Raw genomic sequence first — 17,500 nt, 5'->3', positions numbered from 1 at the left:
ATGGCAAACGACACGATCATCACCGTGATTGGCAACCTGACCGCCGATCCCGAGCTGCGGTTCACCCAGTCCGGCATCGCGGTCGCGAACTTCACGATCGCTTCCACTCCCCGCAGCTTCGACCGGCAGGCCAACGAGTGGAAGGACGACGAGGCGATGTTCCTCCGCTCCACGATCTGGCGCGACGCCGCCGAGAACGTCGCGGAGTCGCTGCAGAAGGGTTCCCGCGTGATCGCCCAGGGCCGTCTGGTGCAGCGCAGCTACCAGGACCGGGAGGGCAACGCCCGGACCAGCATCGAGCTGCAGGTGGACGAGATCGGCCCCTCGGTCAAGTACGCGACCGCGCAGCCGAACAAGGTGGACCGCAGGAACGGCCAGAACGGCGGCGGAAACGGCGGCTGGTCCGGGAGTGCCCAGAGCACCCCCCAGGCCGGCAACGCCCCCGCCAACGATCCGTGGGCTGGTGGCGGCAGCGGCGGCGGGTACGACGACCCGCCGTTCTGATCCACCCGCCCCGGTGATGCAGGCGCAGGACTGCTCACGGCCCGGACTCGCACCGGGGCACGCAACAGCAACGAAGGGAGGTCCGACATGGGCCGCAGCATGAAGACAGCGAAGGGCGCTGGCACCTGGTTCGAGAGCCTGGTCGCCGCGTACCTCGCGGAGCAGCTGGAAGACGACCGGATCGAGCGCAGGTCCAAGAACGGCGCGAAGGATCGCGGGGACATTGCCGCCGTGAAGCACCTGGGCCAGCGCCTCGTGATCGAGTGCAAGGAGTACGGCGGGCAGTTCAAGGTCGGGCCGTGGCTGGCCGAGGCTGAGGTCGAGCGGGGCAACGATGACGCCGGGGTCGGCCTCGTCGTGGCGAAGCGCAGAGCGACCCGCGATCCCGGAGAGCAGGTCGTGATGATGACCCTCGCGGACCTCGCCTCGCTGATCACCGGGGAGCGCCCGGCGTGAGCATCGAAGCAACCAGCTGGGCATTGAACGTGGACACGGTGCCGGACTCCACGGCCCGCGTGATCCTGCTCGGCCTGGCGAACCATGCAAGCCGTGACGGGTCTGCCGCGTGGCCGTCCGTTGCCACGCTGGCCGAGTACGCGGTCTGCTCCGGGAGGACCGTGCAGCGAAAGCTCCGCGACCTCGAAGCTCTGGGCCTGCTCCGCAAGGGCGACCAGAGGCTCGTGACCCACCTCCCGGCTGACCGTCGGCCCGTCGTCTATGACCTCCCGGTCGGGGTGACAATCTGTCGCCCCGTCACCGAGAGCGGGGTGACACCCATGACGCGACGGGGTGACACAGCGGGTACTGACGGGGTGACACCCCTGTCACCCAAACCATCCATGAACCATCCAGAACCATCCAACCCCCCTAAGCCCCCCAAGGGGGGCGGCGAGCAGCAGCAGCTGCTGGCACCGGAGGACACCCCGAAGCGGCCTCGTGGCTTCGTCTACCCGGACAGCTTCGAGAGGTTCTGGGCGGCATGGCCGAAGCCGGGAGACACGAAGCGGACCGCGCACACCGCATGGCTCAAGGCCACCGAGGGGACCAGCAAGCTCCCGGCCCGCGTCACCGCAGCAGAGCTGCAGCAGGCCGTCGAGGCGTTCGCAGCTGACCCGAACCTCCCGGACCCGGACACCGAGGCGCGGTTCATCCCCGCAGCAGCCACGTGGCTGAACCAGGACCGGTGGGAGAACGGGCCGCTGCCGGGCCGTGGACGGACGAACAGCCGCCCGGTGGCAGGAGACACCCACCGCGCCATGCAGCGCAGCCACACCGCCGCGCAGAAGTACCGAGCACTGGAAGAAAGCGGCACCCAGCAGGGGCCGCACCTGATCGAACGGAGGACAGCATGAAACAGCACGAAATCGCGGACCTCATCGCTATGGCCCGCGCCTACGACGACCGGATCGAGGAAGTCTCGGACCCCTGGTGGGACGAGGCGGGGAAGTGCTGGGTGAAGGACGCCCGCCTCGCGGCCTGGCACCTGATCCTCGGGGACCTCGACTACGAGCTGGCAGCTCGCGGCCTGGTGGAGCTGTACCGGTCCCCGCAGATGATGCGCCTGCAGCCGGGGCACATCTACGAGGCGGCAGAGACCGTCCGTCGCCGGAACGTGGCCCAGGTCGATATGTCGCAGCTGACGCCGCCGCAGGGCCTCGAGAACGAGGACGGGACGACGCGGCACGCGGAGTGGATGCAGGCGGCGCTCCGGGCCGTCGGTCTGGGTCTCTCGATCCCGGACGCGCAGATCCGTGCGGATGATCAGCTGCAGGTGAATCGGCGGGCGCTGGGTCCGGCGCAGCCGCGCCCGCTGCAGGCCGCTCTGCGGATGGTGGAGCGGGGGCGGTCGGCATGACGCACTGTGGATTCTGTGGCGCTCCGACGCTCAACGGGTCGCTGTGCAAGCTGCACTGGCAGGAGCTGCAGGCGTTGCTGCAGCGCTGCAACGGGCTGGCCGGTGACCTCGCCTCGGCGGTGGGGAAGCGGGGCCGGTACGGGGAGGACACCGGGGGCGGTGGCTCGTCGCAGCCGGGCCTGCCGATCAATCCTGACGCGATGGAGGCGCGGCGGGGACTGGAAGACGTGCTGTGCGTCGCGTGGCGGGGCCTGGGCCTCGATGGAACCCCGTCCTCGGTAGATGATGCAGCCGGGATGATTCTGGGCCGTTCTGAGGCCGTTCTCGCGTCTTCGGTCGGTCCGGTGCTGCTGGGTCACCTCGCAGAGCTCGTCCCTGCAGCCGTGAAGATGACCGACAGGCCGAGGGGCAGGCTCTCGGTGCAGGTGCCGTGCCCGCGCTGTGCTGGTGGTCCGCTGCAGCCGGTGATGGGTGCTCTGCAGTGCAGCAGCTGCGGCGAGCTGTCCACCATCGGGGAAGTGAGGGCGGCGTCGTGAAGCTGGTCGATGCGGAGGCGGCTGCGGTCGCGTGCGGCAAGTCGCCGTGGACGGTGCGGAAGGCGGTCCGTGATGGGCTGCTGGTGAACCACGGGTCCGGGCGCAGGTACGAGGTTGATCTCGACGAGGTGTTGCAGGTCCTGGGCGATCCGATGTTTCTTCGTGGCTGAGGTGTTGCAGCGCAGCAATGCACGCTGTAGGGTTTAACCCAGTACAGCAACACACCGCACTAAGGAGAACCGCCATGACCGAGAACACCGCCACGCACCGCACGTTCACCGCCTCCGACGCGAAGGCAGTCGTCGGGATCAGCAAGGGCCGCTGGGAGGACGCCCGCCTGGTCCAGTCCGACATTCCCGGCGTGCAGTACCTGTCGCTGACGATCCCCGCCAACCCGGTCGACATCCGCATCGAGGTCTACTCCGACGCCCGCGAGTTTGGCTGCGCCACGGTCATCCAGGGCCGCGCCGGTCACCTCGTCACCCCCACGCAGGAAATGGTCGATGCGTTCACCGCTCGCGGTGGCCGCAGCATCACCGACTGATCCACCCACCGGGCCGGGGCACCCACGCCCCGGCCCGCCCCCGACCCAGAGAGGACCCCGCCGTGCCCGAGTACCGCGTCCACGTCCAGAGCATCCGCCAGTCCGGCTGCGTGATCGTCGTCAACGTCGAGCAGCGCGCCGACGCCGCCCCCGAGGCGCTGCGCACCATGCAGCGCGTCGCCCGCGAGCAGAACGCCCTGCACAACGCGAACCGCTTCCCGACCGGGCTCGACGACTACTGGGTCGTGAAGGTCCGCAAGGCCCCCCGCGCCCGGCAGGCCCGCGCATGACGCCCTCCGAGCGCGAGTACCTGCAGGACGCCCGCGCCGAGTACGTGCAGCGGCTGCAGGGGCCGGACCGCGCCGCCGAGGACACCCTGCTCGGGCATGAGTTCGCCCGGCAGAGGATCGCCTACCTGGACCGGGCGCTGCAGCAGCAGGACGACTGATCCATGCCCGCGATGTTGCAGCGCTGCAATGCACGCTGTAGTGTGTACTGCAGTACAGCAACAGCAACGAGGAGTCACCGCCATGACCAGCAACACCGCCACCACCGCCCAGATCGGCACCGCACTGCAGCAGGACCCCGCCGAAGCGTTCCTCACCCTCCACGCCCTGCAGGAGCAGCTGCGCACCGAGCGCACCGATGCCTCGCTCTACCGAGGCGACTACGACGAGGCCGACCGGATCTGGGCCGCAATGCAGGACGCAGCCAACGCCACCCGCGATATCTGCACCGAGTTCGACTCCCCCCTCACCGTCGGCGCCTGCCACACCGCCACCTTCGCCTACTACTACAAGAGCGACCGAGGCCAGTGGGTCACCTGGACCCCCGCCCGCTCCGACCAGTACGGCCTCGTGTTCGTCAAGCGCGCACACGGCACCGACTTCCACGCCATGCGCGCCGCCCTCCGACTCGACGGCACCCGCATCGTCAAGGCCCCCGCCGACCTCCCCACCTACTGATCCGCCCTGAGAGGACCCCGCATCATGCGCAACCTGCAGCACATCACCCTCGGCCTCGACGGACGCGAGCAGATCGTCGCCGTGGACCTCCACTACTGACCCAGCCACCCAGGGGAGGGGCACCGCAGCCCCTCCCCGCCACCCGAGAAGGGAACCGCCATGCACGCCCTCACCAACCGCTTCGGCATCACCGAACAGACCCACATCGACTGCCCCTACTGCACCGAGCAGGCCCACGACGCGGTTACCGCCGCCCGCGTCACCGGCTCCCGAGGTGCCACCCACACGAAGGACTCCACCGACGGACAGCAGCACTCCGCGACCGTCATCCGCCTGCACAACACCATCGAACCCTGAGAGGACCCCATGCGCCGCGCCCACCCCCGCCCATGGCTCGAGGACCTGCTCCGCGCCCTCGCCAACACCCCATCGCCCACCCACCGAAAGGAGCGCTGATCATGGCCGCGCCCCGAACCCGCACCGAGGCTCACGACTGCGACTGCAGCAGCTTCACCCGCCCACACGGCACCCAGCACGGCTACCAGGTCCACCACTGCGGCTGCGACGCCTGCCGCCAGGCGTACCTCGGCTATCTCCGGCAGCTGCAGCAGCGCCGCGCAGCAGGACTCCCCACCTTCGTCCCCGTCGGCCCCGCCCGCGCCCGGCTGCAGCAGCTCGCCGCACGAGGCATCCCGATCCGTCTCGTCGCGGAACGCCTCGGCCACTCCACCGCCTCGATCTACGCGATCAGCCGCGCCGCCAGGCCCACCTGCCGCCGCGAGGTCGCCGCCGACATCCTCGCCTACGAGCTACCCAGGAGCGCTGCAGCATGACCACCAGAGACCACTACCTGATCCGCCACGCTTACGACGGCACGCACGGGGACCGGCCCACGCCCGCCGAGGTCACCTTCACCTGCGGCTGCGGCGTCGAGCTGTGGGAGCACATCGAGGGCAGCGCCGGCACTGCTGGCACCCCCGACGAGGCACTGCAGGAGCACATCGAAGCCGTCGCGGTGGACGACCTCGCACGGACTCTCAACGCCGAGGGCTGGACGTGCCTACTCGGCGTCCACGAGCCGGGCGAGTACGACAGCTGCGACGACTGCGCCGACACCTGCCAGGAGCTGGCCCAGTTCCTCACCCGCGCAGAGCTGATCCCCGCATGACCGACACCACGCCGCAGATCCGCGCCACGGCCCGCACCGTCCAGTGCCCCGCCTGCCACGCCAACGCAGGGGAGCGCTGCACCACCCGTGCAGGTCCCGCCCGCGACCCACACCGCGCCCGCATCCGCACCGCACACCAGGAGGACTCGTGAGCACCGCACACGCCCGCCACGCCGACCCGATCACCAGCCACGAGGCAGCAGCCACCGTGGACACCAACCGCTCCCAGACCGCCGTGCTGCAGCTCGCCCACCAGTACCTGGGGGACTACTTCACGCAGGCCGGAGCCGTCGCCACCTACCAGCAGGTGTCCCGGCACCACGAGGACGAGCAGCAGCAGGACGCACTGCCGAGGCTGTCCGAGTCCCGCGTCCGCTCCGCAGTCCGCGAGCTGCAACGCAAGGGCCACATCGCCCACGCTGGATACACCGACCCGCCGACCGGACGCCGCGAGGCGATCTGGGAGCTGACCGAGACGGGGGAGCAGTGACCGTTCGCCCTCGCTACACCGTCCGCATGAAGGCCCACGACGCTGCTGCTGCAGCTCGCGCTCTGACCGGCGCTGCTGCTCCCGTACTGGTCGCCATGACCCGCACTCTCGGCCCCGTCGCCGTGGCTGCAGCTCGGCACCTGATCACCGCCCGCTACACCGACCCGAAGGAGCAGACATGAACGACGAGACCGAGGCGCTGGTCGAAGAGATCATCCGCTGGGACGACACCACCGCCACCGTCGGCCCACTGCAGCCCTCCGAACACGAGGCCCAGGCACTCACCGCTGCAGCACGAGAAGCCCTCACCGGCCTCGCGGACCGCCACGAGGACGACGCTGCACTGCCAGGAACCCCCGAGCCGATCCGGCAGGGACTCCGACTCATGGCGCAGGAGACCCGCAACTACCGGGACCACCACCACCCGTAGACGACTGCAGGGCGCTGGACGCAATGCGCCTAGACGATGCAGTACAGCAACACGGCAAGCCTGCTATGTTGCGTAGACGCATCATCACCGCTAGATTGTGGTCTGCTGGTTGAAAGTCGGTCGAGCAGATCCTGGCGGTATCAAGTTCCCGACCCAGCCCGGTCCGCCGACGGGTTCTTGTCTCCTCTCCCCGTCGGCGGACCACCCCCTCAGATAGGACACACCGCCATGAGCATCCGCCGCACGATCCTCTCCACCGCCGCCGCAGCCGCCACGATCCTCACCCTCGGTGCCTGCACCTTCGATCCACCCGCCCAGGACGGCACCGCTCACCTGCAGAACGAGCTGCACAAAGCCGGGGCCGACTGCGACTGGGACCTCGACAAGCGCGAGACGATCACCATCGCCAGCTGCGGTGAGCGGTTCGTGCTCATCGTGTCCGACCCGAAGCACCCCGACCAGGAAGGGATCAACGAGCATGACGAAGCGACCCGGCCCGCGTTCCGAGACGGTGGAGTCACCGTCCGAGGACGAAACTACGCAGCGTTCGCAGCAGCCGGAGACCCTGCAGACCAGCTCTCCGAAGCGACCGGCAGCAGCCCCGTCCCCCTCTGAACGAGGCGGCATGGCCCTGTACGGCTACGCGAGGCACCTCACCGGGCAGAAGCTCATCGACGCCTGGAACGCCGCGTCACGAGGCCTCCGCGCCCCGTACATCGAGCGCGCCAGCGTCGTGCTCGCCGCAGCCACCGACTGATCACCGCACACGAGAGCAGCCCGGAGCTGCACGCACCCCCCGAGACCCTGGCGGTCCGGGGGGTGTTCTCGTAGAACAGGACCCCGAGACCTATGGCAACCCGCCGCAGCATCGCCCGCGAGGCACGAGACCAGCGCATCTACCAGCTCGCCGCCTCCGGCATGTCCTACGCAGAGATAGCGCACCACCCCGAGGTGTCCCTCTCGAAAGCCCGCGTCGGCCAGATCATCACCGTGCAGGCAGAGCAGCACAAGGACGAGAACCTACGCCTCGCCCGAGACATGATCATGCAGCGCGGACAGCTCATCGTCCGCAAGCACATGGCGAAGATCGGAGACACCCGCTCTGCCGAGGTCGTCCTCAAGGTCAACGAGCAGCAGGCGAAGCTGCTCGGCCTCTACACCCCGCAGCAGGGCGCAGGCACCGCAGAGGCCGCGTCGATGCTCGCGCAGCTGATCGGGAGGGACCCCTCGTGAGCCACGACCTCACCGTGCAGCAGGTCCCCGTCGCGTCCCTCGCACTGCTCCCCGGCAACCCACGCGAGGGCGATATCGGCGCAGTCGCGGAATCCATGCGCGTCAACGGCGTCTACCAGCCGATCATCGTCAACGAGGGCACCCTCACCGGCAGGCCCCTCGAAGTCATCGCGGGCAACCACCGCGCCCAGGCCGCGCAGCAGCTCGGCCACGAGACGATCCCCGCGATCATCCTCGACCTGACCGACGAGGCTGCAGCCCGCCTCGCCCTCGCGGACAACCGCACCAGCGACCTCGCCACCCAGGACACGGACGCGCTCGCGCTCATGCTGCAGCAGCTCCCGGATCTGCTCGGCACCGGCTACGACGGAGACGACCTCGACCAGCTGCTGGCAGACCCCGTCATCCCCGAGCCGCCCGAGCCTGCAGCAGCACCCGAGCCGCGCCTCTGCCCCGCCTGCGGCCACGACCTGAACGGAGACGAGCAGCCATGACCGACAAGGTCCCCGCCCTCGGCAACGTGCAGCAGTACCCCATCGCAGACGTGCGCCCCGCGCCGGACAATCCCCGCATCATCTCCGAGCAGGCCGTCGAGATGGTCGCCCGCTCCCTGACCGAGTTCGGCTGGCAGCAGCCCCTCGTCGTGGACGCTGACGGTGTCCTCATCGCGGGGCACACGCGCCTGCAGGCCGCGCAGCAGCTCAAGCTGCGGCAGGTCCCCGTCGTCATCGCTGACGGCCTCACACCGGAGCAGGTGCAGGCGTACCGCATCGCGGACAACCGCACCAGTGACTACTCCTCGTGGGACTTCCAGGCGCTCACCAACCAGCTCGACTCCCTCGCGGACGACTTCTCGGACGTGCTCGGCCTCGCAGACTGGGACGCCGTCATGTCCGACTTCGACACGGCGCAGGACGACGGCACGAAGGCGAACAACGGCATCGGCCTCGACCTCCCCGACGCCGAGCTGGGCTACCTCACCTCCGCACACCAGGTCACGGTCGCGTTCGAGACAGCTGCAGCGAAGGCTGACGGCATGGTCACGATCATGGACATGGACGGGGTGGCCGATGTACGCGACAAGCGCTGAACAGCGCGCCGGGATCATGGTCGCCGTGATCACCGGTGGCAGGCCGGCACTCAAGGATCGCCCCACGCGCCGGTTCCTGCCCCAGCTGCAGGCCGCTGGCCTCGGAGATATCTGCTGGATGGTCTCGGACCACGAGGCCGCAACCTACGAGCGGGACGAGCACGAGCTGGTGCCCTACTCCCGCGAGTGGGCCGTGGACTACGCACGCGACCACTGGATGCGTCCCGAGCCGGTCAACGAGGGCGCGTTCCTGGGCGCGTTCACCGGGCGCGAGGCCGCGTGCCTCGAGGCCGAGCGGCGCGGCTACTGGGGCGTTCTGCAGCTCGACGACAACGTGATCCGCCTCGCGCTCTCCCTGTCCTCCCGGTCCTCTGCTGCAGTCGTGAAGGACTACGGCGGTCTCGGCTGGTTCGCTGACCTCTCCGCAGCCGTCATCCTCGGCACCAACGCCCGCACCGCTGGCCCGCAGCTCATGTCCGTGGTGGACAAGACCGCGCCGCGTCTCGCACGCCCCGGCTTCCCATACTCGGTGTTCATCGAGCAGGTGGGGGAGGGCCGCGAACCGTGGTGGGGACCGTACGAGGACGACATTACGCACAGCTTCCAGTACGGCGACCGGGCCGACGGCGCGACCGCTGCTGTCCTCCCGCGCATCACGTACGCGAAAGAGGGCAAGAGCAACACCGGCATGCGTGCGAAGTACGACCACACGCGCTCGCAGCAGCTGCAGCGACTGCTCCCGCAGGGCGCGAAGGTCGGTGTCCGCAAGTCGAAGAGCAACGGCATGGGTGGCCCGCGTGTCTTCCACACGATGACCTCGGGCGCGATCCGCAACCCGGTCCGCGTCAAGGATCCCGAGCTGATCCAGCGCGCAGCTGACTCGCTGCAGGCCGCGCACATCGACTTCCACGCCCTTGAGAAGCACAACAACCGCATCAAGGTCCGGGAGGCCGCAGCGAAGCTCCGCGCCGCGTCCTGACGGCACACAACGACAGGGGGACGGATGCCAGTCGGTCTGTCTCCCGCGCAGCGGACCTCGATCCTCGAATCGACCGGGGCGGTCAACGGCTGGGAAGGATCCATCCGGTCCGGGAAGACCATCGCCTCCCTGATCCGCTGGGCCGAGTACGCGACCGCAGCGCCGGAGGGGCACCTCGCGATCCTCGGCTGGACCCTCACCACGATCCAGCGGAACGTCCTCGATCCTCTGATCAACCTGCACCCCAGCATCGTCCGGCACACACGCGGCAGCAACGTCGCCTGGATCATGGGCCGCGAGGTGCAGCTCGTCGGATTCTCGGACAAGCGCTCCGAGGCCGTGATCCGAGGGCTCACGCTGGCGGGCGCGTACGTCGACGAGGCGACGCTCATGCCCGAGGGCACGTTCGTGCAGCTGCTGGGTCGTCTCTCCGTGACCGGCGCGAAGATGTTCTGGACCACGAACCCAGATTCGCAGTCGCACTGGATGCGACGCCGCTACCTCTCCCGGCTGCGGGAGCTCCCCGACTGGCGCACGTTCCACTTCACCATGGCCGACAACCCCTCGCTGGACCCCGAGTACATCGCCAGCAAGCGACGAGAGTTCACCGGGCTGTGGTATCGCCGGTTCATCCTCGGGGAATGGGTGTCCGCTGAGGGCGCGATCTATGACGCCTGGGACCCCGACGTCCACGTCATCCCCTGGGACGAGCTGCCACCCATGCGGCGGCTGCTGGGCGTCGGCCTCGACTACGGCACCACGAACCCATCCAGCGCCGTGCTGCTCGGTCTCACCGATGACGGCACGCTCGTGCTCGTCGACGAATGGCGGCACGACCCAGCGACCTCGCAGCGCCGCCTCACCGACGCGCAGCTGTCGACCGAGCTACGGGAATGGCTCGACGAACCGCACCTGCCCTACCCGAGCGACCTGCAGCCCGAGTGGCTGTTCATCGACCCCGCTGCAGCGTCCCTCAAGGTGCAGCTGCACGAGGACGGCGAGCAGCGCGTCACCGACGCAGACAACGCGGTCGGGTACGGCATCCGCACCACAGCATCCCTGCTCGCTCTCGGCGCGCTGCAGATCAGCGACCGCTGCACTGGCGTGATCGACGAGGCCCCCAGCTATGCCTGGGACCCGAAAGCCACCGAGAAGGGCGAGGACAAGCCCCTCAAGACCGCAGACCACAGCCTCGACGCCATGCGCTACGTCATCGCGACGACCGAAACGATCTGGCGTCCCTGGGTGGACGACTGGCGCAACCGAAAGGACCACGACGATGCCTCTCCCGGCGACGATGACCTGGCCTCCCACGCAGCTTGACGTGATCCTCCCCGCGATGCGCGGCTGGGATGCGTGGTACGCGAACCGCACCGACCGACTCGCGCAGATCTACGCGCAGCAGACCCGGCCCGCGTTCGAGCAGTCCGGCCTCGTCGGCGCGGTGCGTCGATTCTTTTGGGGTGCCAGCGGCGGCGATACCCCGTCGAAGAAACTGCACCTCCCCATCGCTGCAGATATCTGCCAGGCGAGCGCGGATCTGCTGTTCGCCACTCCCCCGACTCTCACCGTCGCGGACGACAAGACCCAGGCCCGGCTCGACCTGATCATCGGGGCAGACGCTCACGACCAGCTCGCCTCGGCAGCTGAGGTCGGTGCAGCGCTCGGCGGTACGTTCATGCGCGTGGCATGGGACCAGGATCTCGCCTCGCACCCGTTCCTCACCCGCGTGGACGCCGATCGGGCGCTGCCAGAGTTCCGGTGGGGCAGGCTCGCAGCCGTCACCTTCTGGCGCATCGTCGAAGATGCCGACGGCTCCGTGTGGCGGCACCTCGAACGACACGAGCAGCGCGACGGCATCGGCATCATCGAGCATGGGCTGTACAAGGGCACCGCAGCGCATCTCGGGCGGCGTCTCCCGCTGGACCAGCACTCAGCGACTCGCGGCTTCGCGGCTGTCGTGGACGCTGACGGGATCGTCTCGACGCTCACGCCCGGCCTCGACGTCGTGTACGTCCCGAACCAGTCCCCGAACCGAGCCTGGCGAGATCACCCGCTGGGCGCGAACCTCGGACGCTCCGATCTCGACGGGATCGAGCCACTGCTGGACGCGCTCGACGAAACCTGGTCGAGCTGGATGCGCGACATTCGTCTGGGCAAGGCCCGGATCGTCGCTGCACAGTCGGCGCTGAACGATCACGGACCCGGCAAGGGCGCGACCCTCGATCTCGACCGCGAGGTCTACGAGGCGGTCAACACTCCCCCCTCGTCTGCAGCTGGCGCTGAGGGGCTCCCGATCACCCAGATCCAGTTCAAGATCCGCGTGGCCGAGCACCAGCAGACTGCTGAGGCTCTGCTGCAGCAGGTGCTGCAGAGCGCGGGCTACTCGGCGCAGACGTTCGGGGCCGACAGCGACGGGGCAGCGCTCACGGCTACGGAGGTGCGGGCACGCGAGGCTCGATCGTTCACCACTCGCAAGCGCAAGATCCGGGCATGGCGTCCCGCTCTCGCGCAGCTCGCGGGTAAGGCACTGGCGATCGATCAGGCCGTGTTCCGTGGCGGCGGGAAGCTCGACGAGACGGTCACGGTCGACTTCGGAGACTCCGTGCAGGACTCGCAGGAAGTGCTCGCTTCGACGGCGCAGGCACTGTTCCAGGCGCAGGCAGCGTCGACCAAGATCCGCGTGCAGATGATGCACCCGGACTGGTCCGAGCAGGACGTCGACGACGAGGTGACAGCGATCCGGCTCGAGTTCGGAGAACCGGCCCCGGACCCGGACGATCTCGGGCGCGGCGGGTTCGGGCTCAGCGGCGACTACGGCAGCAGCGGAGACGACGACTCGGAGGGGTGATGCGCCGTGACGATCAGCCCCGACTACTCGCGGCGCGTCGCTCGACAGGTGCGGTCGTTCTACCAGACCGCTGAGGACGTCACCCTGGAACGGATCGTGAAGGCGCTCGGGAAGGGGCTCGACTCCCCGGACTGGGCGAATCGCAAGGCTGGGGATCTCTCGGCGGTGCTGCGCGTGGTCGACACGCACCTGGCACGGCTCGACGAGGCCGCGCCGGAGCTGATCACCCGCAGCATCGCAGAGGCGTACCAGGCAGGCGAGAGCGAGGCAGTGGCTGCGCTGCGAGCTGCGGGCATCGACGCGATCGGTGGTGCTCGCGGCTCGCGGGCTGTCGATCTGCTCGCTGAGGACACGGTGCGGGCACTGTCAGGGCTGCGGCCCAGGCTGATCCGCACAGTGTCGGACGTGTACCAGCAGGTCACTGCTGAGACGACCGCTCAGGTGCTCACTGGTGCGCAGACGAGACGCGAGGCAGCACGAGCTGCAGTGCGCCGCTACGCCCTCGACGGGGTGAAGCCATTCGTGGACAGCAGCGGGCGACGGTGGGAAGCGGGCAGCTACGCCGAAATGGCGACCCGCACCACAGCGGGGCGAGCTGCGATCGAGGGTCACACCGACCAGCTGCAGGCGCTCGGCCAGGATCTCGTCATCGTCTCGTCATCGCCGGAGTCGTGCGATCTGTGCGGCCCCTGGGAGGGCGAAGTGCTCTCGATCAGTGGCGACACATCGGGGCAGCTCGCGGACGGCGTGGAGGTGGCGGGCACTGTGGGGGAGGCCCGCAGTGCTGGGCTGCAGCACCCGAACTGCACGCACACCGTGGGGATCTACCTGCCGGGCAGGACCAGCGCGGACACGACGACTCGTGACCCGGACGGGCACAAGACCCGGCAGCAGCAGCGCAGCTTCGAGCGCAGCATCCGCCGCCAGAAGCGGGCGGCGCTGTTCGACGAGCAGATGCTGGGCACCGATGCCCCGCAGACGACCAAGACGCGGCAGCGGCTGCGACAGCGACAGACCGAGTTCAAGGCGTGGCGCGACGCGAACGATCGCAAGAACCTCGGATACAGGACCAACCTCACCGCTCGGTGAGGGCAGGACCCCCGGCCAGGCGTCGGGGGGATGACAACCCCAGGAGGGAACCAGCAATGCCGAACGACGACCCGCAGAGCACGGACGGCCAGCAGCAGCAGAGCGCTGAGGCGCAGCAGCAGAGCAGCCAGCAGCAGAACGACGGCCAGGAAGCACAGAACAGCGGCCAGGATCGATCGGGAGAGCAGGGCAGCACTCCTACGCCCCGAGAGGTTCACGAGCGCGCACAGAGCGATTCTGGCGTGACCGAGGCGCAGACCGTCGAAGAGCTGCCCGACTGGGCACAGCGCGAGCTGCGCCGTGGCCGGGACGACTCGGGCCGCTACCGCTCCGAGCGCGACGCCGCGAAGACCGAGGCCGACGAGCGCGTCCAGGCGATCCTCAAGGCTGCAGGCATCGAGCCGGACGAGGGCTCGAACGAGGACCCGGTGCAGGCAGCTGCAGCAGCCCGCGAGCAGGCCGAGGCCGACGCCCGCGCCGCTCGCGTCGAGCTGGCCGTGTTCCGCGCAGCGCCCGGCAAGAACGCCGACCCGGCCCGCCTTCTCAATACCAACTCGTTCCATGAGCGAGTTAAGGGCCTTGACCCCACCGACAGCGACGCCCTGGCGGCGGCAATCGAGGATGAGGTCAAGACGAATCCCTATCTTGCGTCCACCCAGGCGGCGGCACGCAGCAGCGCTGACTTCACCGGAGGTGACGGTGACGGCGCGATCACGCAGGAGAAGTTCCGAGACATGACGATGCAGCAGCGAAATGAGCTGTACGCATCGGACCCGGATACGTACCGCCGCCTCGCGGCGAGCAAGTAAGGAGAAGCCAACATGGCACAGACCACCAGCGCAGACATGATCGTCCCCGAGGTCTACGGGGACATGGCCCAGGCCGAGTTCGAGGGCAAGGTTCGCGTCGCGGGCTCCCCGGCTGTGAAGGAGGACAGCACCCTCGAAGGCCAGCCCGGCGACACGATCCACTTCCCGAAGTGGGGCGCGCTCAGCGAGCTGGACGATCTCACCGAGGGCGCGGCGATCACGCCGGAGAAGCTGACCACGAAGGACAGCACCGCGAAGATCAAGGAGGCCGGTAAGGGCGTGTCCATCTCGGACCGCTCCCGTCTCGTCGGTCTCGGTGATCCCGAGGCTGAGGCGCGTCGGCAGTTCGCGCTGCTCGCGGCTCGCAAGGTCGACGCGGATCTGATCACCGCAGCCCAGGCCACCGGGGGCGGCAACGGCTCGCCTCTGTCCGCGACCACCACGTCCGAGGCGTTCGGCTGGGACGCGATGGTCGACGGCATCGCCACCTTCGGTGACGAGTGGGAGCCCGAGGACTTCGCGGGCGTGTACATCAACGCCGCGCAGCAGGCGCAGGCGTTCCGTGATGACCAGTTCGTCAACGCTGCGAAGCTCGGCGCGGAGTCCGTGGTCCGGCGCGGTCAGATCGGCATCATCGGCGGCGTGCCGGTGTTCACCACGAACCGGGTCGAGGCTGGCAAGTTCCTGGTCGTCAAGAACCAGGCGCTGGGGCTGCTGTACAAGCGTCGCCCGCTGGTCGAGACCGAGCGTCACGCGCTCGCCCGCTCCACCGACGTCGTGACCACGATGCACTACGCGGTGAAGCGTCTGTCCGACAAGGGCGTGCTGGTCGGCACCCTCGGAGATGCGTCGGGGGAATGACAGACCTCTACCAGGCGAGCTACTGACGCCCGCCTGGTAGGGGCTGCGCTCCACCTCTGACAGCACGACAGGAAAGGACGGCCAAGCATGGCTGACTGGAAGGCACCCCTTCCCGCTGAGGCGGTCGAGGGTGCAGAGACGCACGTCGCGGATCACAACAAGATCCGGGCGGCGATCGTCGAGGCACGGACCAACGTGGACGGCGTCGAGCTGACGCCCGGCCCGGAGGGTCCCGAGGGTCCCGAGGGTCCCGAGGGTCCGGCTGGCGCGGACGGCGCTAAGGGCGCGACCGGCTCTGCGGGCAAGGACGGTGCCAAGGGCGCGACCGGCCCCGCAGGCAAGGACGGAGCGCCCTCGCAGGAGGACTGGGACGCCCTGGTCGCCCGCGTGACGGCGCTCGAGCCCGAGGCCTGACCCCCTGATCTGGGTGGCGGGGCGTGAACACGAGTTGCGGGCCTCGTGAGCTGCAGACCGGTCGGGTGATCCCTTCCCCGGCTGTCATGGGCTGCAGCGCGCCTCGTCACCCCCCCCAGCCCGCACACACTCACGACAGGAGGTGCCTCGTGCGCGTCTACGCGACAGCGGAGGACCTGAACGAGTGGGACCAGTGGGAGAAGCCCATCGAGTCCCCGGAGCGTCTGCTGCGAGCTGCCTCGCATCGCGTCGACGATGCACTCATCTCGGCGCTCTACAGCGTCGACGAGGACTGCTATCCGCTCGACCCGACGGTGCGGCAGGCATTCCGCGACGCTACGTGCGCCCAGGCGGCGCTCTGGCATCGTCTCGGGATCGACCCCGACCTCGGCGTCGCAGGGCTCACTCGCCAGGCGCGGGTGACGTCCAAGAGCATCGGCTCAGCATCGCTGGGATACGAGGTGTCCGAGCGGTCCGAGATGGATCTGGTCGCAGCGCTCACCGAGCTGTGCGACCTCGCGACCACGATTCTGCGGGGCGCTCTGCCGAATACGCGGATCGAGGTGACGGGATGAGCGGCGAAGATCTCGACGAGCTGTTCATGCACACCGTCACGGTCGACAGCTGGGTGGGCGTCGGGGCCTATGGCGACGTGTACGCCGACACCAGCGACTCACTGCCCTGCTACCTCGACGAGACCCGGAAGCTGGTCCGCGACGAGAACGGCACCGAGACCACCTCGGAGGCCACCGTGTTCGTGTCTCTGCAGGACGGGGAGACGTTCAAGCCTGGCTCGATCGTCCACCTCGAAGACCGTGACGCGCTCGTGATCAGCAGGGCGCGCCGCGATGGTCGCCCGCTCGATCTGCCCTCGCACACGGAGGTCGCGCTGACCTGACAGGAGGACCCCTATGGAAGTCGAGTTCAACGCCGGGGCCGACCCCGGCAAGGCCGTCAGCGAGGCGTCGGGCCGAGCGCTGGCTATCGCTGCCGAGTACGTGCTCGAACAGGCCAACCGCAGCATCCCGCACGAGGAAGGGACGCTGCAGCGCTCCGGGCGCGCCTCCGTCAACGACGAGGGCACCCAGGCTGCAGTCACCTACGACACCCCCTACGCGGTGCCGGTGCACGAGAATCTGACGGCCCGGCATGACGAGGGTCGTCGAGCGAAGTGGCTAGAGCTGACGCTGCAGGAGCAGAAAGAGCAGGTCCGGCAGATCATCGCGGACGGGATCAGGGGGGCACTGTGAACCCCTCTCGCGCAGTCGTGGCCGGTGTCGCTGAGCTGCTGCAGGCAGCTGGCGTCGGGGCCTGGCGTCCCGACGGCATCTACCAGCCGGGCGAGGTCCCCATCACCGTCGGCCTGCTCCCGCAGAGCTACGACGTGGCGGTCGCCCTGACCGTGTACGGCACCGAGGACGACCCGGCGCTCGCGGACAGTGCCGTGCTGCTGCAGGCGCGGTTCCGGGCCGGACCTCACCCCGACGATGCGAACGACCTCGCGGCCACCCTGTTCGGGCTGCTGCAGGGCCGGGAGCACTTCACTCTCGCCGGTGTGCCCGTCATCGAGGCGCACCGGCTGTCCTGGGCAGGCCTCGGGATGGACGAGAACCGGCGCTGGGAGCGCACGGACAACTACCGACTGCAGATCCACCACCCCACGCAGTACCGACCGTTCTAAG

Annotated in this window: 32 protein-coding genes; all 32 read left to right on the top strand. The window is 69.0% G+C overall.

Features of this window, described 5'->3' with window-relative positions:
* The 32 genes from INT49_RS14565 to INT49_RS14415 all read left to right on the top strand — a co-directional run bounded on the left by INT49_RS14565 (window position 1) and on the right by INT49_RS14415 (window position 17,499).
* Window positions 1-504: a single-stranded DNA-binding protein gene (locus tag INT49_RS14565; protein WP_193118471.1), complete on the top strand. Its 504-nt coding sequence runs from the start codon at window positions 1-3 to the stop codon at window positions 502-504.
* 99 nt (window positions 505-603) lie between these two features.
* A complete protein-coding gene (locus INT49_RS14560; RefSeq protein ID WP_226850596.1) occupies window positions 604-960 on the top strand; it encodes a hypothetical protein in 357 nt (118 codons plus the stop codon).
* Window positions 957-1,856: a helix-turn-helix domain-containing protein gene (locus INT49_RS14555; RefSeq protein ID WP_193118469.1), complete on the top strand. Its 900-nt coding sequence runs from the start codon at window positions 957-959 to the stop codon at window positions 1,854-1,856. Before INT49_RS14560 ends, INT49_RS14555 begins: the two co-directional genes overlap by 4 nt.
* A complete protein-coding gene (locus INT49_RS14550) occupies window positions 1,853-2,359 on the top strand; it encodes a hypothetical protein (protein WP_193118468.1) in 507 nt (168 codons plus the stop codon). Before INT49_RS14555 ends, INT49_RS14550 begins: the two co-directional genes overlap by 4 nt.
* A 532-nt stretch (window positions 2,360-2,891) precedes the next feature.
* The gene (locus INT49_RS14545) at window positions 2,892-3,065 is read left to right on the top strand and encodes a transcriptional regulator (RefSeq protein ID WP_193118467.1); all 174 of its coding nucleotides are present in this window, start codon (window positions 2,892-2,894) and stop codon (window positions 3,063-3,065) included.
* A gap of 74 nt (window positions 3,066-3,139) precedes the next feature.
* Window positions 3,140-3,439 (top strand): hypothetical protein, encoded by a 300-nt coding sequence (locus tag INT49_RS14540; protein WP_193118466.1) that lies wholly within the window; start codon window positions 3,140-3,142, stop codon window positions 3,437-3,439.
* A 62-nt stretch (window positions 3,440-3,501) separates the two neighbouring features.
* Window positions 3,502-3,729, top strand: coding sequence for a hypothetical protein (locus INT49_RS14535; RefSeq protein ID WP_193118465.1), 228 nt, complete (start codon window positions 3,502-3,504; stop codon window positions 3,727-3,729).
* Window positions 3,726-3,887 (top strand): hypothetical protein, encoded by a 162-nt coding sequence (locus INT49_RS14530; protein ID WP_193118464.1) that lies wholly within the window; start codon window positions 3,726-3,728, stop codon window positions 3,885-3,887. Before INT49_RS14535 ends, INT49_RS14530 begins: the two co-directional genes overlap by 4 nt.
* 82 nt (window positions 3,888-3,969) lie before the next feature.
* Complete coding sequence (locus INT49_RS14525) at window positions 3,970-4,404, top strand: hypothetical protein (protein ID WP_193118463.1); 435 nt, start codon at window positions 3,970-3,972, stop codon at window positions 4,402-4,404.
* A 159-nt stretch (window positions 4,405-4,563) separates the two neighbouring features.
* The gene (locus tag INT49_RS14520) at window positions 4,564-4,761 is read left to right on the top strand and encodes a hypothetical protein (RefSeq protein ID WP_193118462.1); all 198 of its coding nucleotides are present in this window, start codon (window positions 4,564-4,566) and stop codon (window positions 4,759-4,761) included.
* A 101-nt stretch (window positions 4,762-4,862) separates the two neighbouring features.
* The gene (locus tag INT49_RS14515) at window positions 4,863-5,237 is read left to right on the top strand and encodes a type 1 periplasmic-binding domain-containing protein (RefSeq protein ID WP_193118461.1); all 375 of its coding nucleotides are present in this window, start codon (window positions 4,863-4,865) and stop codon (window positions 5,235-5,237) included.
* Window positions 5,234-5,572, top strand: a complete 339-nt coding sequence (locus INT49_RS14510) for a hypothetical protein (RefSeq protein WP_193118460.1) — start codon at window positions 5,234-5,236, stop codon at window positions 5,570-5,572. The genes INT49_RS14515 and INT49_RS14510 overlap by 4 nt, the downstream gene beginning before the upstream one ends.
* Window positions 5,569-5,724 (top strand): zinc finger domain-containing protein, encoded by a 156-nt coding sequence (locus INT49_RS14505; protein ID WP_193118459.1) that lies wholly within the window; start codon window positions 5,569-5,571, stop codon window positions 5,722-5,724. The genes INT49_RS14510 and INT49_RS14505 overlap by 4 nt, the downstream gene beginning before the upstream one ends.
* Window positions 5,721-6,062: a hypothetical protein gene (locus INT49_RS14500; protein ID WP_193118458.1), complete on the top strand. Its 342-nt coding sequence runs from the start codon at window positions 5,721-5,723 to the stop codon at window positions 6,060-6,062. Before INT49_RS14505 ends, INT49_RS14500 begins: the two co-directional genes overlap by 4 nt.
* A 26-nt stretch (window positions 6,063-6,088) precedes the next feature.
* Window positions 6,089-6,244, top strand: a complete 156-nt coding sequence (locus INT49_RS14495) for a hypothetical protein (RefSeq protein ID WP_193118457.1) — start codon at window positions 6,089-6,091, stop codon at window positions 6,242-6,244.
* On the top strand, window positions 6,241-6,492 hold the full coding sequence (locus INT49_RS14490) for a hypothetical protein (protein WP_193118456.1): 252 nt from the start codon (window positions 6,241-6,243) through the stop codon (window positions 6,490-6,492). The genes INT49_RS14495 and INT49_RS14490 overlap by 4 nt, the downstream gene beginning before the upstream one ends.
* 228 nt (window positions 6,493-6,720) lie before the next feature.
* Window positions 6,721-7,107 (top strand): hypothetical protein, encoded by a 387-nt coding sequence (locus INT49_RS14485; RefSeq protein ID WP_193118455.1) that lies wholly within the window; start codon window positions 6,721-6,723, stop codon window positions 7,105-7,107.
* A 10-nt stretch (window positions 7,108-7,117) separates the two neighbouring features.
* The gene (locus INT49_RS21410; RefSeq protein ID WP_264298769.1) at window positions 7,118-7,249 is read left to right on the top strand and encodes a hypothetical protein; all 132 of its coding nucleotides are present in this window, start codon (window positions 7,118-7,120) and stop codon (window positions 7,247-7,249) included.
* Between the two features lie 92 nt (window positions 7,250-7,341).
* On the top strand, window positions 7,342-7,725 hold the full coding sequence (locus INT49_RS14480) for a hypothetical protein (RefSeq protein WP_193118454.1): 384 nt from the start codon (window positions 7,342-7,344) through the stop codon (window positions 7,723-7,725).
* Window positions 7,722-8,219: a ParB/RepB/Spo0J family partition protein gene (locus tag INT49_RS14475; protein WP_193118453.1), complete on the top strand. Its 498-nt coding sequence runs from the start codon at window positions 7,722-7,724 to the stop codon at window positions 8,217-8,219. Before INT49_RS14480 ends, INT49_RS14475 begins: the two co-directional genes overlap by 4 nt.
* Entirely contained in the window at window positions 8,216-8,815 is a 600-nt protein-coding gene (locus INT49_RS14470; RefSeq protein WP_193118452.1) for a ParB N-terminal domain-containing protein, read from the top strand. The genes INT49_RS14475 and INT49_RS14470 overlap by 4 nt, the downstream gene beginning before the upstream one ends.
* Entirely contained in the window at window positions 8,796-9,794 is a 999-nt protein-coding gene (locus INT49_RS14465; RefSeq protein WP_193118451.1) for a GREB1-related protein, read from the top strand. The genes INT49_RS14470 and INT49_RS14465 overlap by 20 nt, the downstream gene beginning before the upstream one ends.
* Before the next feature lie 24 nt (window positions 9,795-9,818).
* Entirely contained in the window at window positions 9,819-11,117 is a 1,299-nt protein-coding gene (locus INT49_RS14460) for a PBSX family phage terminase large subunit (protein WP_193118450.1), read from the top strand.
* The gene (locus tag INT49_RS14455; protein ID WP_193118449.1) at window positions 11,074-12,645 is read left to right on the top strand and encodes a phage portal protein; all 1,572 of its coding nucleotides are present in this window, start codon (window positions 11,074-11,076) and stop codon (window positions 12,643-12,645) included. The genes INT49_RS14460 and INT49_RS14455 overlap by 44 nt, the downstream gene beginning before the upstream one ends.
* A 6-nt stretch (window positions 12,646-12,651) precedes the next feature.
* Window positions 12,652-13,734, top strand: a complete 1,083-nt coding sequence (locus tag INT49_RS14450; RefSeq protein ID WP_193118448.1) for a phage minor capsid protein — start codon at window positions 12,652-12,654, stop codon at window positions 13,732-13,734.
* A gap of 56 nt (window positions 13,735-13,790) precedes the next feature.
* On the top strand, window positions 13,791-14,543 hold the full coding sequence (locus INT49_RS14445) for a hypothetical protein (protein WP_193118447.1): 753 nt from the start codon (window positions 13,791-13,793) through the stop codon (window positions 14,541-14,543).
* 12 nt (window positions 14,544-14,555) lie between these two features.
* A complete protein-coding gene (locus tag INT49_RS14440; RefSeq protein ID WP_193118446.1) occupies window positions 14,556-15,404 on the top strand; it encodes a N4-gp56 family major capsid protein in 849 nt (282 codons plus the stop codon).
* A gap of 87 nt (window positions 15,405-15,491) precedes the next feature.
* Window positions 15,492-15,818, top strand: a complete 327-nt coding sequence (locus INT49_RS14435) for a hypothetical protein (protein WP_193118445.1) — start codon at window positions 15,492-15,494, stop codon at window positions 15,816-15,818.
* A gap of 149 nt (window positions 15,819-15,967) precedes the next feature.
* Complete coding sequence (locus INT49_RS14430) at window positions 15,968-16,393, top strand: hypothetical protein (protein ID WP_193118444.1); 426 nt, start codon at window positions 15,968-15,970, stop codon at window positions 16,391-16,393.
* The gene (locus INT49_RS14425; RefSeq protein ID WP_193118443.1) at window positions 16,390-16,716 is read left to right on the top strand and encodes a hypothetical protein; all 327 of its coding nucleotides are present in this window, start codon (window positions 16,390-16,392) and stop codon (window positions 16,714-16,716) included. Before INT49_RS14430 ends, INT49_RS14425 begins: the two co-directional genes overlap by 4 nt.
* Before the next feature lie 13 nt (window positions 16,717-16,729).
* On the top strand, window positions 16,730-17,068 hold the full coding sequence (locus INT49_RS14420; protein ID WP_226850594.1) for a minor capsid protein: 339 nt from the start codon (window positions 16,730-16,732) through the stop codon (window positions 17,066-17,068).
* Window positions 17,065-17,499, top strand: a complete 435-nt coding sequence (locus INT49_RS14415; RefSeq protein ID WP_193118442.1) for a minor capsid protein — start codon at window positions 17,065-17,067, stop codon at window positions 17,497-17,499. The genes INT49_RS14420 and INT49_RS14415 overlap by 4 nt, the downstream gene beginning before the upstream one ends.
* Window position 17,500: the final 1 nt, after the last annotated feature.

This window comes from Brachybacterium tyrofermentans (assembly GCF_014897585.1).
In the GTDB taxonomy this organism is placed as follows: Bacteria; Actinomycetota; Actinomycetes; order Actinomycetales; family Dermabacteraceae; genus Brachybacterium; species Brachybacterium tyrofermentans.
The sequence above is the reverse complement of the archived record's forward strand: the minus strand, read 5'-3'. Positions and strand labels throughout refer to the sequence as shown.

Excerpts from the sequence above, each read along its gene's own strand:
- INT49_RS14420 (WP_226850594.1), top strand. The coding sequence starts at position 16,730 with ATGGAAGTCGAGTTCAACGCCGGGGCCGACCCCGGCAAGGCCGTCAGC.
- INT49_RS14530 (WP_193118464.1), top strand. The coding sequence starts at position 3,726 with ATGACGCCCTCCGAGCGCGAGTACCTGCAGGACGCCCGCGCCGAGTAC.
- INT49_RS14425 (WP_193118443.1), top strand. The coding sequence starts at position 16,390 with ATGAGCGGCGAAGATCTCGACGAGCTGTTCATGCACACCGTCACGGTC.
- INT49_RS14515 (WP_193118461.1), top strand. The coding sequence starts at position 4,863 with ATGGCCGCGCCCCGAACCCGCACCGAGGCTCACGACTGCGACTGCAGC.
- INT49_RS14435 (WP_193118445.1), top strand. The coding sequence starts at position 15,492 with ATGGCTGACTGGAAGGCACCCCTTCCCGCTGAGGCGGTCGAGGGTGCA.
- INT49_RS21410 (WP_264298769.1), top strand. The coding sequence starts at position 7,118 with ATGGCCCTGTACGGCTACGCGAGGCACCTCACCGGGCAGAAGCTCATC.
- INT49_RS14540 (WP_193118466.1), top strand. The coding sequence starts at position 3,140 with ATGACCGAGAACACCGCCACGCACCGCACGTTCACCGCCTCCGACGCG.
- INT49_RS14550 (WP_193118468.1), top strand. The coding sequence starts at position 1,853 with ATGAAACAGCACGAAATCGCGGACCTCATCGCTATGGCCCGCGCCTAC.
- INT49_RS14520 (WP_193118462.1), top strand. The coding sequence starts at position 4,564 with ATGCACGCCCTCACCAACCGCTTCGGCATCACCGAACAGACCCACATC.
- INT49_RS14485 (WP_193118455.1), top strand. The coding sequence starts at position 6,721 with ATGAGCATCCGCCGCACGATCCTCTCCACCGCCGCCGCAGCCGCCACG.
- INT49_RS14470 (WP_193118452.1), top strand. The coding sequence starts at position 8,216 with ATGACCGACAAGGTCCCCGCCCTCGGCAACGTGCAGCAGTACCCCATC.
- INT49_RS14565 (WP_193118471.1), top strand. The coding sequence starts at position 1 with ATGGCAAACGACACGATCATCACCGTGATTGGCAACCTGACCGCCGAT.
- INT49_RS14510 (WP_193118460.1), top strand. The coding sequence starts at position 5,234 with ATGACCACCAGAGACCACTACCTGATCCGCCACGCTTACGACGGCACG.
- INT49_RS14560 (WP_226850596.1), top strand. The coding sequence starts at position 604 with ATGAAGACAGCGAAGGGCGCTGGCACCTGGTTCGAGAGCCTGGTCGCC.
- INT49_RS14525 (WP_193118463.1), top strand. The coding sequence starts at position 3,970 with ATGACCAGCAACACCGCCACCACCGCCCAGATCGGCACCGCACTGCAG.
- INT49_RS14440 (WP_193118446.1), top strand. The coding sequence starts at position 14,556 with ATGGCACAGACCACCAGCGCAGACATGATCGTCCCCGAGGTCTACGGG.
- INT49_RS14480 (WP_193118454.1), top strand. The coding sequence starts at position 7,342 with ATGGCAACCCGCCGCAGCATCGCCCGCGAGGCACGAGACCAGCGCATC.
- INT49_RS14490 (WP_193118456.1), top strand. The coding sequence starts at position 6,241 with ATGAACGACGAGACCGAGGCGCTGGTCGAAGAGATCATCCGCTGGGAC.
- INT49_RS14495 (WP_193118457.1), top strand. The coding sequence starts at position 6,089 with ATGAAGGCCCACGACGCTGCTGCTGCAGCTCGCGCTCTGACCGGCGCT.
- INT49_RS14455 (WP_193118449.1), top strand. The coding sequence starts at position 11,074 with ATGCCTCTCCCGGCGACGATGACCTGGCCTCCCACGCAGCTTGACGTG.
- INT49_RS14460 (WP_193118450.1), top strand. The coding sequence starts at position 9,819 with ATGCCAGTCGGTCTGTCTCCCGCGCAGCGGACCTCGATCCTCGAATCG.
- INT49_RS14505 (WP_193118459.1), top strand. The coding sequence starts at position 5,569 with ATGACCGACACCACGCCGCAGATCCGCGCCACGGCCCGCACCGTCCAG.
- INT49_RS14465 (WP_193118451.1), top strand. The coding sequence starts at position 8,796 with ATGTACGCGACAAGCGCTGAACAGCGCGCCGGGATCATGGTCGCCGTG.
- INT49_RS14445 (WP_193118447.1), top strand. The coding sequence starts at position 13,791 with ATGCCGAACGACGACCCGCAGAGCACGGACGGCCAGCAGCAGCAGAGC.